Below are 14740 nucleotides of genomic sequence, written 5' to 3' on the forward strand. Positions count from 1 at the left end.
CAGCATACGGTCTCCCTCGATGGTTGCGAGTCCCTCCGCCTCGATCCTGGCCAGGACCTTCAACACCGCGATGGCGAACACGGCGCTCGCGGCTCGATTCCGGCCCGAGCGCCATCGCGTCTTCAACGACGTTGAAGCGGAGTCGACAAACAGCGGACTGGCGCTCAGCCAGCAGATAGGTCGAACAGGATCGGAACCGCGGCCGACGCGTTCGGGAGGAGCGCTCCCCCTCTCAGGACCGTTCCTCCAGACTTTCCTCGCACGGACGAGCGACCGATGGCCTCGATCCTGACAATTCTTGCGGATGCGCTGCGCGAAGTACGCACGGGAGAGCCGTCCCCTGCCCCGGCCGTCCTCGACGCCATACCAGACAACCCTCTCGGCATTACGGTCAACAACTGGGACGACATCGAGGAGTTCCTGCAGGCCTGGGACGCTCTCCAGGAATCCGTCCGCGACACTCTCATCGTCCGGATGACACAGCAGCGGCTGCCACGTCTCGCCGAAGCCCTTGTCCTCCTCGGCGTCATCCGTGTGGCCTACGTGCCGGGCTCGAACCCGGTGCGCGTGCAGTCATTCACCATCGACCAGGAGCGGGTCAAGCAACTCTTGCGCACCCACGGCGCAAGCGCCGACGACTTGCAATGGTGGCTCACCAAGGCCACCAACCCGAAGAAGCTCAAGTCCCTCATCGTCCTGCTTGCGACGGCGCCGAAACTGCTCCTCGCACTGGAGTATGTGAATGACGGCTTCCAGTCGCTGCCCGGCGGTCCACAATCAGCAGGCTTGGGGGACGTAATCGATGCGCTGGCGAATTCACCGGCAACCATCACCCTCCCGACGACTGTCCATACGGCTCGGACGTTCGAGGAACTGCTGCATGCGGTCACCCACCCGCCAGCCGAGACTTTTGGCCGCGTCTCTGCAGAGGTGAGCGAACTGAGCCCGCCGAGTACGGTCGCGCTGAAGTTCCGGGTCAATGACGTCGCCTCTCTGGCGGCGACGTCCGTCGATCTCGGCAGCGGCTGGACCCTCTCATTCACCCCGGGCGCACCGGACACGGGCGCAGGCAGCGACTACCACCTCGAATGGAACTCGACGTCCGGTTGGAATCAGGCCGTGCGCTCCAGCACCGACTTGAGCCTGGAGATGAAACGCGGGCTGGGTGGAGGACCGGATGTCGTCATTGGCGATGAAGACGGTACACGCCTCGAGATCGGTCGAATCAGCGCGGCGGTGCGGCTGTCGAAGACGCCTGGCGACACATTCTTCGCCCTTGGAGTTCAGCTCGACCAGGTGATGCTGGCGCTTGAGGTGCCGTCTGTCCTGCGGATGCTCGGCGCCGTCGCTTCGCTGCCCGGAAGCCTGCGGTTCAAGAGTGACCTCTCTATTGGCTATTCTCAGGGCGCAGGGTTGCAGGTCCGGACCGGCGAAGCTGGCGGCGACGGCTCGCTTGCGGTCCAGTTCGTCCATCCGCTCAACCTCCAAGTCGGCGGAAGCGGCGCTGGCATCAAGATCGAGCGGGTGGCCGCTCGGCTGAGCAAGTCGCTCGACACGCGCGACTTTCGCATCGAACTGCGGACGAGCGCCACCGCGGAGATCGGGCCGCTGCGGCTCACCGCCGACGGCGCCGGTGCTTTCCTAGGCATCACCGGGGGCGGTGCAGCCGCCGGGGCGCTGGCGCCCACCAGAATCGGCATCGTGGTCGACGCAGGGCCTGTCCGCGGCGGTGGCTTCCTCGAAGTCCAGACACAGAGCGGGCTCAACAGCTATGCCGGCGTGCTCTCTCTGAGGCTGCTGACGCTCGACGTCTTTGCCTTCGGCATCCTGAAAGAGCGCGAGGGCGGAGGGCTCTCCTTCATCGCAGTGCTGGGCGCGCGCTTCCCGGCTGGCATCCAGCTCGGCTTCGGTTTCATGATCACCGGAGTCGGCGGGATCGTCGGCATCCACCGCGGCATGGACCTGGAGCTGCTGCGCGATCGCCTGGCGAGCGGGGCGGCCGGCAATGTCCTCTTCTGCGACGACCCAAGCCGAAACGCACCGGTGCTCCTCGGCGACCTCGAGAAGTTCTTTCCGACGCGACACGGCTCTCATGTCGTCGGACCAACGCTGCAGCTGAGCTGGCTCTCCATCCTCCGGCTCGATGCCGCACTCGTCATCGAGCTGCCGGGTCCGCGGGCAATCGTCCTCGCAGGCTCAGCACGGGCGACGATCGGTCTTTCGAAAGACCTGGCACTGATGTACCTGCGGATGGACTTCATAGGCGGCATCGATGCTCAGGCCGAACTCATCTTCTTCGATGCTGCGCTGGTCGATTCGCGCGTCCTCGGCATTTTTGACATCACCGGGAACATGGCGTTCCGCCTGTGCTACGGCGCCAGAGGCTATTTCGCGCTGAGTGTCGGCGGCTTTCATCCCAGCTTCAACCCGGCTCCGATGAACTTCCCGCAGCTGGCGCGCGTCGGCACCTCGCTGTCGCTGAGCGTCGTTGCAGACATCTGGATGCGCACGGAGATGTATCTCGCATTCACCAGCAACACCTTCCAGCTCGGCTCGGCTGTCGAGGCCAGGCTGCGTCTTGGGCCCTTGCGCGCCCACGGCTGGTTCAAGTTCGACGCGCTCATCCAGTTCAAGCCGTTCTACTTCCAGGCGGACATCGACGCTGGGTTCGAGATCACCTTTGGGGACGTGTCGGTCGCCAGTGCCCGCGTCCAGGGGCAGCTGTCCGGGCCGGGGCCAATCACGCTCCGGGCCCGCGCTTCGATCAAGGTTCTCTTCGTCCGTGTCTCCGGCAGCGCGACGTTCCGGCTCGGGCCTGGTGGCGGCGAGAGCGAGAAACGGCTGCCTTCGGCACGGGAGGACCTGGTGGCCGAGCTCAATGTTAGGAATATGCGGAGTGAGGGCGATGATCCCGATGTCTTCCTGAGGCGAGACCGCTTCCTCCAAGGGGAGTCCGTCAACACCGGCGTCCTGGTGCTGCCGAACAGCAGGGTCGTCTGGGAACAGAAGCTGGCACCCCTGAATACCGACCTGCAGCGCTTCCGCGGGCAATTGCTTGAGAATACCGAGCACTACTCGGTGTCCTGCCCCGACCTTCCCTTCGAAGACGAGTTCGACCAGTTCGCGTTCGGGACGTTTGCAACACTCGCTCCGTCGGAGGCACTCAACAACGCACTCTTCCAGCCGCGTCCATCGGGGTTGAAGAGCGAGATGGGTCTCCTCATCCCGGCTCTTGGCAAACAACCTTCTCTCAATTTGGACCTCACCATCGTTCCCGACCTCCGCAAGCTCAGCAGCGTCGCCCTCGATCTCGCGAGCCACTTCGTGCCCGCGCTCCTGTCGAAGATGGCAGAGCAGCGCAACTCCGTCCCACCGAGCGACGGTGGGCCCGGCAAGGTGACGGTTCGCGGCGAAACATGGAAAGCGGTCGCGCGGGTGGGTGGCACCCTGCCAGGCAATGACGCCGTGTCTCCCGCCCAGGCTTTCCTGCAGGCTCGCCAGGCGAAGGGGTTCGCGGCATCCGTCACCGACGGCAAGCTCGACCTCACCGGCGTCTAACGGAGAAATGTCATGGCCGAAGCCCCCCTGACCTTCTACGCGCACCAACAGACCCGGCTCACTGCGCTCATCAAGCGACAGGTGGACGGGCGCGGTGTGGTGCCTCTCACCCTGCATCTGAAGAAGAAGGGGTCCGCGGAAACAGAGGACGCAAGGACGCTTGACGTTCACCTCGCCGGCCCGGGAGACGTCACGGGCCTGCAGCCAGGTTCGGTCATCCTCATGGCCCCGCCGCCTTACGCGCGCGATGCCGAGACGACCAAGCTGGTGCATGCCGACTTGCGGGCGTCGGACCTGCCATGGCGCTACTCTCCTGACGAGAAGCAGCCCATTCGCCCATGGCTCGCGCTCCTCGTTGGCACGCGTGACGAATTCAGCGTTGCAGGCAATCTCCTGACGTTTGCACCTGGCAAGGCCGAAGCCGTGCTGAAGGCGTATCCGTTCGCCAATGCGGAGCGCTGGGCGCACGTGCAGGAGACACCGAATGGGACCGGTGAGCCGCGGAGGATCTCCCGGTTGTTAGGGCTCCGCGGACAGTCGCTCGACGGATCATCGGGCCTGCTTCCTCAGACCGAGTACATCGCCGCGATCGTGGGAACGTTCGACGAACACGGCAAGCCGCAGTGGGGTGGCCCGTCATTCCCCAACACACTCCCGGTCTACCATTCCTGGACCTTCTGGACGGGCGAGGAGGGCGACTTCGAGACCCTGGCGACCGCCATCCAGCCGCGCGAGGCATTGGGCTTGGGGAGAGTCGACCTCCGCCTGCCACGCGTGAATGACCCGGCGACTGGCAAGCCGTTACTCCTGTCGATGCGCGGCGCCATCGGCTCTCTGGAGAGCGAGTCGGCTCCCCCGGCTCCCGCCATAGCCGATCTCGCGGCGTTGCAGACACCCGCGATCGACAAGCCACCGCCCGGCCATCCGCCCCGCACCATCATCGGACTCCCAGACTACGGCCGCCCCTGGCTGAAGGATGGCGATCTGGCTGAGTGGCGCAAGAACCTCAACGGCGACCATCGCCTCCGCGGCACTGCCGGGCTTGGCGGGTGGATCGGCCGCGAGGCGCAAGAGGACCTGGTCGGCGCGGCCGTCCAGCAGATGGGAGAGCTGAATGCCGCCCTGCAGCGGATTGCCCAGCTGGCGATGGGACTCGAGGTGGCGCGCACCCTGTGGAAACACCGACTTCCGGCGGACACCGGCCGGCGGCTCCGCGTGTTCGGTCCGGCCACCGCCCGCATGGAGACGTCCGCGGGCAGCGTTCAAGCCGCGACCACTGGCGCCGACAGTCCCCTGCCGCAGGCGTTCCTGACGAGCGCGGCGATGCGTGTCCTCCGCCGCGGAACGGCGCGCACGCGCGGCGCCGACGGCAAGCCCGACGGTTCGTACCGCTCGGCCGGCGCCCTTGCTGACGCCGCCAACCGCGTTGTCGCGCCGCCAGCCCCCGTCCCGGCATCCCCCTTCGACATGGACGGCGTCGCCGCTGCCATGGACCTCCCGCGCCCGGACGACCTCGTCGTCACCGGGCCCATCCCCCCTCAGGTCTGGAATCTCTCCGACCGTTTTCTCGGGCGGATTATCGACGACATCTGGCCGAACAACGAGTTCATCCCCGAGCTCCGTCGCCTGCTTGGAGAGGACGAACTCGCCGGGTTCACTTGCGACGCCATGACCGTCCTCCTTCGCATCCTCCGTCACGGCCATGAGCCAGCGTCACGGGCCATTTTCTGCGAAGCACTCCTCGCCGGCAGGCTCGAGGCAGCTGGTCTCGGACAGGGAGGCCTCGGTGGCATGGCAGGCACTGATGCCTTCTCGGAGGTACCCTCGGCCCAGCTCGGCTGCCTCCTGTCGTCCGTCGCGCCACCCATCGATCCGCGAAGGCCACGCAACCTCGGCCTGCTGGTCGACCGAATCGGCGAGATGCTGGACCCCAATCGCCCGCGCCCACCAGGCTGGCGACGCGTCGAGTCGACAATCCAAGGCCTTCGATTGGACATTCTCGGGCCGCAGGAGATGCCTGTCAGCATCAAACTGCCGACCTGGACGCTCCTCAATCGCCACGACAAGGAGTGGCTGCTGCCCGGAGTCGGCGCCCTGGAGAAGCACTCCGTCATCGCGCTCAAGACCAACCCGCGCTTCATCGCGGCATTCATGGCGGGCCTCAACAGCCAGTTCCTGGCGGAGATGCACTGGCGCAATCTGCCGGTTGATCGCACCTGTACGCCCCTCCTCCAGTTCTGGGGCCAGCTCGACTACGCAACGAAGCAGCGGCAGCCGGACATCCTTCCGATCAACAAGTGGGATGCGGGCAGGCCACTTGGCGACAAGAGCCACCAGTGGACTCGGCCGGGAGATCCGACCGGCCGCGAGGACGTGGTGATCGTCTTCCGCACCGACCTCTTCCGACGATATCCGGGGACCCTCGTCTATTTGAGCAAACGCACGGGTGACGCATTGAAGCTGGGCCCTGACCTGCGTGCCGCGGAGGGGGAGGCGCCGCAGGCCCGTACGGATCTCGGCCCCATCTACCAGGGCGAGCTCGAGCCTGACATCGTGTTCTTCGCGTTCGACATCGACCCCGACACTCTCGAGCAGTACCAGCTCGTCCTCGATGAGCCTCCGGCCGAGCTGCGGTTCCGCAACAACGAGCCTCTGGCGAGCGGGGACACCAACGGCGCGGATGTGGCCGTCAAATGCATCGACAAGCACACCCGCGTCGCCTTCGTCGGCAGCCACCTGGCCGCGCAGGGCCTGCGATGCCCTGACGAGCACACAGGCTGACGGGCCCGGCGCCGATCGCGCCGCCGCCCAGCCGGTCAACACGTCTTGAGGAACGGCCCCGCGCAGGCCGGGAGGGGAAATGGAAAAGCCACGCTATGTAGAACAGCGCCTCGCACGGCTGGACGCCGCACATTCGGCGGCGCTCGCCATGCCGGATGCGGCCCTCGCGGCAGAGCTCCAGTCGGAGCGCGACCTGCTGCAAACCGCACCCGGCTGGGAAGTCTCGGACCGAACCGTCCGGGAGCAGGGGCGGCAGGCACTCGGGAGATGGTTCAGCCTGGGCCAGGGAGCCCGCGCCAGGATCCTGAGCGATCCCACACTGCGCGCTCTCGGCGAAGAAGCACGCACCACGGAAGCGCTCGACTTTCTGCTGGACGTTGCTCCGGATGGTCAGCCCGACGAGGTGTGGCTCGGGAGATTTCGGGAGGCGCTCATCGCAGCGGGCGGGGTCGATACGGGGGCCGCGGCCTTCAACGAGGCGCTCTTCGCCGGCTACCGCGACTGGTTCCTTGCGGGGCCGCACCCGCACCCGTATCCATTCGACGATCTCGTCGTGGTCCTGCCAGTGCGACTGGAGACCTACTTCCCCGAAGCAACCAAGCTCTGGCTGCGCGTGCTTCCGGATGAGGCGTCAATCCGGCGCGACGTCCCAACGGTCGAAACGGAGGAGGAGCTAGCGCTCAACACGTTCTGGTCCGAAGCGCTGAAGGCGAATGGTTTCGTCGGGTGGACCCGGCCGCCCTTGGAACTCTTCGATCTTCCCGAAACCCGTCTGGCCTGGGAGCGGCTTGCCGCCCGGGTCACGCCGCAGCGGGCGGCATGGCTCATCCCGGCATTCCCGCCGACGCCTGAGTCTCTGGCCGCCGGTCGGCCAGTCGCTGCGGTTCCGAAGGAGCGACGCGTAAGCACCAATCCTGTCGCCAACCGCGTCGCCGGCTTTCCGGAGTCGATCGAAGTCTGGGCCGTATGGGGTGACGATCCAGCCCTGCGCCTGCTTCAGCCCTCAAAGCCAGCGACGCGAATCGATCCGGAGCTGCTCGTCCTTGACACGGAGCGGATCAAGGCAAGCCACCGGCACTTCATGCGCGAAGCGCTCCCCGCCACGAAGCGTGCGTGGTGGATGGACTGGGACGCCGCCAAGGACGTAGGTCTTGGGCTGACCTTCGATTTGCCCGCTGGATGCACATCGGCCACGCTCCGGTCGCTCTACGTCACCGGCCAGAGCGACGAGTCGCCGGCCGAGCTCTTTCGTGCCCATGCCGACGCAGGCGAGTTGGCGGTTCTACCGCTCGGGATGCCCACCAACGCAGTCGCGGGCAGCCAGACCGAGCTGGCTCCTTCGAACGACGACCCGGGCACCTGGCGGCGAGTGGCCAGCCGGAGGCTCGCGGAGATGGCGGGGGCCAAGGTCTCGGAACTGACAGCCATTCTCGGCGGCGCTCTGACGGGGAATAGGGATGCGCTCCCAGCCCTGCCTCGGGACCAGGACCTGCTTCGGGAAGAGAAGCCTGAGTTGAGCCACATCCTGTCGCGGGCACTGTGGCCAGCGCTCCGTGGCCACCAGTGGCGCGACATCTTCGGAAGGCGCGGGGAGTCCGAATCCCTGCGACGGTGGGCGCAATCCAATCTGGCGCCGGAGGGACCGTGGTGTCCCATCCGCATCGGCGACCAGCCGTATGGGTTGCTGCCGATCTCGGACCTCGACAACTGGCGGGTGGAGGCCGATCCAACCGATGACGCAGCCCACGTCGAGGAGTCGTTGGTACTCCAGCTGCGTCAAATGCGAGATGCCTGGGCCCAAGCCGCCAGGCGCACCGGCACCGTCCGTGGTCGTGATGCAGCCGGGCTCCTGGACCTCATCGGCAAGGACGCCATGGCCCGGCGCTATGTGTATCGATGGTTCCTGCCGGCTGAGTTCTTCTCGATTCCCTACATCCTCGAGGGTCACCTCGAGCCTTCCGCCCTAAAGCTGTTTCGAACCCTGCACGACACCTACGCGCGCTTCGATGCGAAGCTCGCGACCGGCAAGCCTCAGCGCTTCTATCTCACCCGCGGCGGGCCGAGCGACCTACAGCTCCCATTGATCTGGCCAACCAGCTTGAGTGGGAAACTTCGGCTGAAGGAAGTGACCGACAGTATCGCGGAAGGCATCATCGCAGGGAGAGCACTCGCGCCCTTCGGTGGCGCGATTCCGCGCAGCCTGCTCGTCAGACTGCTGATTCACTCCGCATTCACCACTAACGGCGCCCTCGGTCAGGAGCAGGAGGAGCGGCGCCCCGGCGGTCAGCAGCTCTCTCTGCTCAACCCACTGGTCTGGCCGCAGAACAAGGCCACCGCGGTGGAGGAAGCGCGGAGGCTGTTCGAGTCCAGAGAGCAGACGACGCAGAGCGATGTGCTGACGCACATCGCTCGCGTCGCTAGCATGCTTGATGACCTGCACGAGCTCCGCAGGCTGCCCGACTCCGCCACAGCGGACCAACGCGCCGAGCTTCCGCGCAAGGAAGCCGGTCTGGAGAGGGCACTGCGGGCGACTCTCGACACAGCTGCCCATCGCATCGACCCGTGGATCACTGGTATCGCGGCGCGACGGGCCAAGGCGACCGAGAACTCGACCAGCGCCCATTACCGCCTTGGCATCTATGGCTGGCTCGACGGACCCTTTGTCGGCTCGCCAGGACCGACCGATGGCGGCCTCCTGCACACCCCGTCACACGCGCAGACGCTGACGGCGGTGATCCTGCGCGACAAATACCTGACCAGCCGCCTCGAGGGCGATGCGGATGCGGCGAACCCCTGGGCGATGACCCTGGACTCGCAGTCGGTGCAGCTGGCCGAGGAACTCGCAGAAGAAGTACGGATCGGCGTCCACCCGTACGAGGCGCTCGGGCGCCGCGTCGAACAGGCGGTCGGCACATGGGAGCGTGTCGATGATCTGCGCCAGAAGTTTCCGCTCCGTCCGGATGCCGTGCCGCAGGACCCCAACACGGTGTGCGACGGGTTGGCCGCACTGCACAGTGCAACCCTTCAGCAGGGTGCCGGCAGCCTTTATGAGCAACTCGACGATGACGGGCGGACCAGGATTGATCTTCTTCGCCGGGCAGCCGACGCCTATGGCGACCTGCTTGTTGCCGAGGCTGTCCACAGCGTCGTCAGCGGCCGGCCGGATGCGGCCAACGCGGCCATGGAAGCAGCATCCGGCTTGGGAAAACCTGCCGGGCTCGAATTCGTCCAGACGCCGGAGAGTGGCATCGCGCTCAAAGCGTCTGTCCTGTCGGTATTGCCCGCCGTCGACGATGGCCCTGCGACCGGGCCTGCGGCATTTGCTGATGCGTCGTCCGCAGCGTGGATGAACGGGGCGCTCGCCACGGGCTGGAGCTGGCAGGTCGCCTGGGGGAAGGCTGGCGCACCAGCGGACGGAGTACCACCCGATGCGACCGACACGGTCTCGCTTGCCGACATGGCCCTCACGCCGGCCGACGCCGCGCTTCTCCCCGAGGACATCCTCAACGGCATCGCCGTCGCGCTCAGTCGCGTGCGGCTTCCGGCCCTCATTCCCGGCCTCGATGCTACGGGAGCTTCGGCGGCGCGTGCCAAGGCCACTGCCCCGACGCGGCACCGCCAGGCGCGTGGCCTCGTGAGCCTTCTCGGCGGGCCGCCGGCCACGGCTGAAGACTTCGCACCCTCGGGTCCAAGCAAAGAACCAGCCCAAGTCGACTGGATGGCAGGGGTGAACTCCACCATCGCCGAAGACCTGCGGACCCGCTATCAAGGATTGCAGGCCAGAGCCAATGAGCTCCTGGCACGACTGGACGTCCCGGGGCTCGACGTGCTTCGCGAGTCGCTCCTGTGGGGCCTCCTCCCCGAGAGTTCACCCGACACAACGGCCACCGCCCTCGCCCTTCTCTACGGTGACGGCGGTGGCGACGGTGCGCTCATGGCGTCGCTGGTCAAGGTCGCTCGCGAAGCGCTCGATCGCCGACTCAAGGCCGCACCGTCGGCCGAACCATCGGCAACCCAGGCAGGAACCGACCTGGCCGAGCGGAACCTCCACCGGCCGCAGGAGATCGCCCGGGCCATCGCCGAGCTTGGCTCGGCCGACGGGCACATGATCGTCCTCGCGCATATCCAACGCGAATCCTTCGCCGCGCATTGCGCCCTGGCGCCGGACGCAGAGCTAGAGACCGACTGGCTGACCACGGTCGCAGCCGTCCGCCGCGACCTCGCCCGGGTCGAGGCCTGGAACCTGGAGACGGGTATCGACCCCACCCTTCCGGTTCTGGCGCCGTTCAGCAATACACCTGGCGACCCCTGGCAACTGAAAGCAGCACGCAAAGCCATCAAGGCTCGCTCTGAGGGGGTAACGCCCGGGGGCCAGCAGACCCAACCATGGGCTCCGCACCTCGTCGCAGCCTTCGGTGCTCCGTCATGGACGGCGGCGACGACCATCGCTGTCGGCCTCGTCGACGGCTGGACCGAGACGGTTCCTACACTCCGCCGCTCGACCCGCGCTGCGTTCGGCTTCAACGCGCCCGCCGCCCATGCGCCGCAGGCGATCCTGCTCGCGGTTCCGCCCGTGGCCAGGACCTGGCTGTCGCCGGAAACACTGGCGGCGATCGTCGCCGATGCGCGCACCCTGAGCCATGCACGGGCAGCGAGACTGGAAGACCTCACCGCCGACTACCAGCAGCAGTTGAAATCCAATCCCGGCGAACCACCGGTCCCGTACCAGGACCTCAGGGCCACCATGATGATGCCGACGCAGCTCGACACGGGCATCGTCCTCACGGACTGACGCAAGGGGGATGGACGATGCCTTTCGACCAATATCACCGGTTGGAACCCAAGCCTGGCGAGCGCGACCTCCAGGAAGGATTTCACGCCGCCGTCTTCGATCCGTTGTGGTTCCTGGCCAGGCAATGGCAGATGGGCGAGCACCAGGGCGAGAATGCCACCTCGCCCGTCGCCGTCCGCTATCGCCTGCGCCAGAGTGCCATTCGTGCGCCCGACGGCTTCGACGGCGATACCCGCTTCGACCCGGCAATCACACCAGCCGAGGCCATCATCGAGTCCGAACTCGACGACTGGTGGACGATGGGCCGCCGTATCCGCATCGGCGCGGCGATTGCCGAGCGCGCCCATATCGACCCCGAGGCGCTAGAGAGTCGCCCATTTCTCTTCGACCACCCTCCGTCGCCCTATGACCGCTTTCATGGACGGTTCGACGGACGTGCGCTTTGGCGGGCCGGCATCGGCCAGGACCTGGCCGGTCCAGGAGAGAGGCCACCGTCGGAAGGGCCGTTCACGTGGCAGTCCGAGGCGCTCTCCTATGAGGCCTCCTTCCCCTCCGGCGTCGGCAGGCTCGACATTCCCAGACACCGCGGAGGGCGGCTCGACTGGCATTCCGCGGAAACACCCCCTGACACGATTCCAGCGCAGCCGGACGGCGAGCAGCAGGAGCACGTGGTCTTCGCGACTCCGTTCGAATATCCAGGCGCACCGCATGGCCGCTGGTGGCAGATCGAGAATGCGGCCGTCGACATCGGCGGGTACCCACCCGACCCGGCGCACTTCCCCACCATGCTGCTGGTGGACCTGATCTTCTCACACGGCGACGACTGGTTCGTGTTCCCGGTCGCCGCCAACGCGGCCAACTTCGTACAGCTCGACGTCGAAGTGTTCGATTCGTTCGGGAACCACTACCACAACAGCCCAGGAGACCAGCCGCGTTGGCCGGGATTGATGGAGCCGAAAGACTGGTCGCTGTTCCGGACCACCGGACAGCCGCGCGGACTGGCGTTGTGGCTGACTGCAGCAACCCCGCTCGAAGGGGGCGTGCTGGAAGAAGTGCAATTCGGCCTGGATGAATACAGTAACCGCCTGTGGGCGGTCGAGCGGCGGATCGACGGCCAGGATGTGATGCAGAAAACGGAGCCTTCCATCACGACACCACGCCTCAACGAAGGAATGCCGTCCGCCGATCGAACCAAGCCGCGCGAGTATGCCTACGTCCCGTCGGACGGCGTTGCTCCCTACTGGCACCCCTACGAGATCGAGGAGGTCGCCGGCGCTCGGCGCTTCGTCCTGCACGGTTTCGCCGACCTGTCGCGAGCGACACCCGTGCCGATGCCGTATCCACAGGCCGAGGTCCTGCTCGCGGGAACGCCAGCAGCGCGCGAGCTGCACCGGGTGGATCCGGCGACAGTGCCGGCCAACGGGCTCACGATCGAGCGCCGATGGATGCTCGCCCGCGATACCTGCGGCAGGCCGGTCCTCTGGCTCCAGCGCCAACGGAAGCCCCGGCTCAGTCCACCCGGCCGCACCGTGCGTTTCGACGTCCTGGAAGAGCTGCGCGCGCCGTAATCAGCCACGCCCTCGGAGGGTCCCGCATGCACCCAGCATATCTCCTGATTACCAAAGTCGTGTGCAACGCCAGCGATGACACTTTCGGTGCCGATGACCTATACGGAGTCCTTGGCAATGACACATTCACCATCGGGCAATTCCAAGCGGGCGACCAAAAGGACCTCACCGTCGAGAGGCTCATCCCACCCGGCGTGAACGACCTCACGATCGCTGAGAGCGACTTCCCCGATCAAGACGACGTTCTGGGCACCATCGACCTACTTCAGGACATGGATGTCGAACGTGTCATTGGCATCCTGGTTGGAGATGCACGATACGACATCACATTCCGGGTCATCAGCGAGGCGGATGATGCAACCGAGGAGCGCTGCCCCGAAACTTGTCCGACGTGCGGGGACGGCTGCCGGAAGCAACATCCCCACGGCGGCACGGTGCATTGGTGCGGGCGGCACGAGTGGGGCGCCAACTAACACTGCTGCGTCAGAAGTAGGCAGAGGGGAGCGGGCAAGTGAGGGGTGTGCGCCCTGACCACTATGCGTTGTCCGCCATCCGCCCTGCTCATGAAGTAGGCATGGACTCTTCATGGATGCCGCCGCGGTGCAGCCGCACCAACTCTCTCAACCTGTCCATGTCGACTCTCCGGTAGCTCATCCGTGCGAGTTCCTGGGCGCACCGCGGGGCTGCGCTCAATGGCACGCGAGGATGCACGGAATGACCGGCCGGGTAGGCTCAAGACCCACCTACTGGCCGCGTTTCTTCCTATCGTTTCTTGGGTGAATGGACCGCCGTCCCAACTTCCTTGGCTCGCGATCCGCATGGTCGACCCCGCTACGAACAGCTTGGGTGACCCGACCGCGATCCCGGTGAGTGTCAAGGTAGTTGTCGCGTGAAAGGATTCAGCCGATCCACTGTCGCGCCCCCTATTTGAAACCGACAGGCAATCTCTGCCCACGTCCCCTCGTGCGCCAGGTACGCCTCAAGAATGCGTTGCCTCAAGTCCATAGAGAGTGGAGCTCATGACCTCAATTTATGGGCTCCAGAGCAGACCTTCTTGCTTCGATGCCGTGGGGCGGACCACTCCAGGGCTGCGCTTCTTGCTTCGCTCGATCAGCCTCTCTGAGCACCGTTGTAGGGGCCGTCCCTGATTAGCGCAGCCAAAGAAGCATGGACGCTACGTGCAGGACGGCGAGGTAACTGGTCGCCGTCTTGTCATAGCGGGTGGCGACAGCACGAAAGCGCTTGAGGTCGAGGAAGAAGCACTCCACCCGGTAGCGTAGCCGGTACAGGGTGCGGTCTAACGGCAACGCCCGCTTGCGGCTCGGGTTCGAATGGATGACAGGCTTCATCCTGAGCTTTCGAACGTTGGCGCGAATGCGGTCGGCGTCATAGCCGGTATCCGCGATGAAGGCAGCGCCCTCGGCGTGCACCAGAAGTTCTTCGGCCATTGTGGACTCGTGCCGCTGGCCGGGCGTCAGCGCAACGTGGAGCGGCTTACCTCCCGTCGTTGTGACGGCGTGAACTTTCGTTGAAGAACCTCCTCGAGAACGCCCCAAAGCATTGCTTCGGATCCCCCTTTTCCGCCCGCGGCGTCCTGATGCGCCCGGACGACCGATGCGTCAGCGAGGGAGCCGAGTTCATCCACATCGAGCTGCAGCGCCTTGAAGATGGCTTCCCAGCGCCCAGTCTTCGCCCAACGGTGAAAGCGGTTGTAGACTGCCTTCCAGTGGCCGAACCGCTCAGGCAAGTCCCGCCATTGCACGCCGGTCTTCACGCGCCACACCACGGCGTTGATGAAGTCACGGTCCCCTCGCTTCGAGCGAGGGCCGCTCCTGGCACCCAGCAGGGGCTCAATGCGGCTCCACTCGGCATCGCTCAGTTCATGTCGGCGCACAGCCCGCGTTGAGCATACCTTGAGCCTGGCCCGGTTCCGTGGACACCCGAGATGTGATGGAAGGAGCACGGGATGTCCGCGACTGACGAAAAGCAGAGGAAGCCCCGCAGGCCGCGCCGGGAGTTCACGGCGGAGTACAAGGCCGGG

The 14740-nt window shown here is 65.9% G+C and carries 5 protein-coding genes and 1 pseudogene; 5 read left to right on the top strand and 1 reads right to left on the bottom strand.

Going from position 1 to position 14740, the window contains the following annotated elements; all coding sequences use genetic code 11:
* Positions 1 to 276: 276 nt before the first annotated feature.
* The 5 genes from D7Y11_RS13820 to D7Y11_RS13840 all read left to right on the top strand — a co-directional run bounded on the left by D7Y11_RS13820 (position 277) and on the right by D7Y11_RS13840 (position 13172).
* Positions 277 to 3558 carry a DUF6603 domain-containing protein gene (locus D7Y11_RS13820; RefSeq protein ID WP_126933924.1) on the top strand — a complete coding sequence of 1094 codons (3282 nt, stop codon included), beginning with the start codon at positions 277 to 279 and terminating at the stop codon, positions 3556 to 3558.
* Between the two features lie 12 nt (positions 3559 to 3570).
* A complete protein-coding gene (locus D7Y11_RS13825) occupies positions 3571 to 6339 on the top strand; it encodes a hypothetical protein (RefSeq protein ID WP_126933925.1) in 2769 nt (922 codons plus the stop codon).
* Between the two features lie 79 nt (positions 6340 to 6418).
* Positions 6419 to 11131 carry a hypothetical protein gene (locus D7Y11_RS13830; protein ID WP_126933926.1) on the top strand — a complete coding sequence of 1571 codons (4713 nt, stop codon included), beginning with the start codon at positions 6419 to 6421 and terminating at the stop codon, positions 11129 to 11131.
* A gap of 17 nt (positions 11132 to 11148) precedes the next feature.
* A complete protein-coding gene (locus tag D7Y11_RS13835; RefSeq protein WP_126933927.1) occupies positions 11149 to 12699 on the top strand; it encodes a hypothetical protein in 1551 nt (516 codons plus the stop codon).
* Between the two features lie 26 nt (positions 12700 to 12725).
* Positions 12726 to 13172 (top strand): hypothetical protein, encoded by a 447-nt coding sequence (locus tag D7Y11_RS13840; protein WP_126933928.1) that lies wholly within the window; start codon positions 12726 to 12728, stop codon positions 13170 to 13172.
* A gap of 675 nt (positions 13173 to 13847) precedes the next feature.
* On the opposite strand, the pseudogene D7Y11_RS45335 reads toward D7Y11_RS13840, so the two are convergent.
* A pseudogene (locus tag D7Y11_RS45335) lies at positions 13848 to 14740 on the bottom strand (IS5 family transposase); the annotation flags it as partial.

Origin of the sequence: Corallococcus sp. AB018 (assembly GCF_003986945.1) — a bacterium.
Taxonomy (GTDB): Bacteria; Myxococcota; Myxococcia; order Myxococcales; family Myxococcaceae; genus Corallococcus; species Corallococcus exiguus.

Coding starts and splice junctions, on each gene's coding strand:
- D7Y11_RS13820 (WP_126933924.1), top strand. CDS start 277: ATGGCCTCGATCCTGACAATTCTTGCGGATGCGCTGCGCGAAGTACGC.
- D7Y11_RS13825 (WP_126933925.1), top strand. CDS start 3,571: ATGGCCGAAGCCCCCCTGACCTTCTACGCGCACCAACAGACCCGGCTC.
- D7Y11_RS13830 (WP_126933926.1), top strand. CDS start 6,419: ATGGAAAAGCCACGCTATGTAGAACAGCGCCTCGCACGGCTGGACGCC.
- D7Y11_RS13835 (WP_126933927.1), top strand. CDS start 11,149: ATGCCTTTCGACCAATATCACCGGTTGGAACCCAAGCCTGGCGAGCGC.
- D7Y11_RS13840 (WP_126933928.1), top strand. CDS start 12,726: ATGCACCCAGCATATCTCCTGATTACCAAAGTCGTGTGCAACGCCAGC.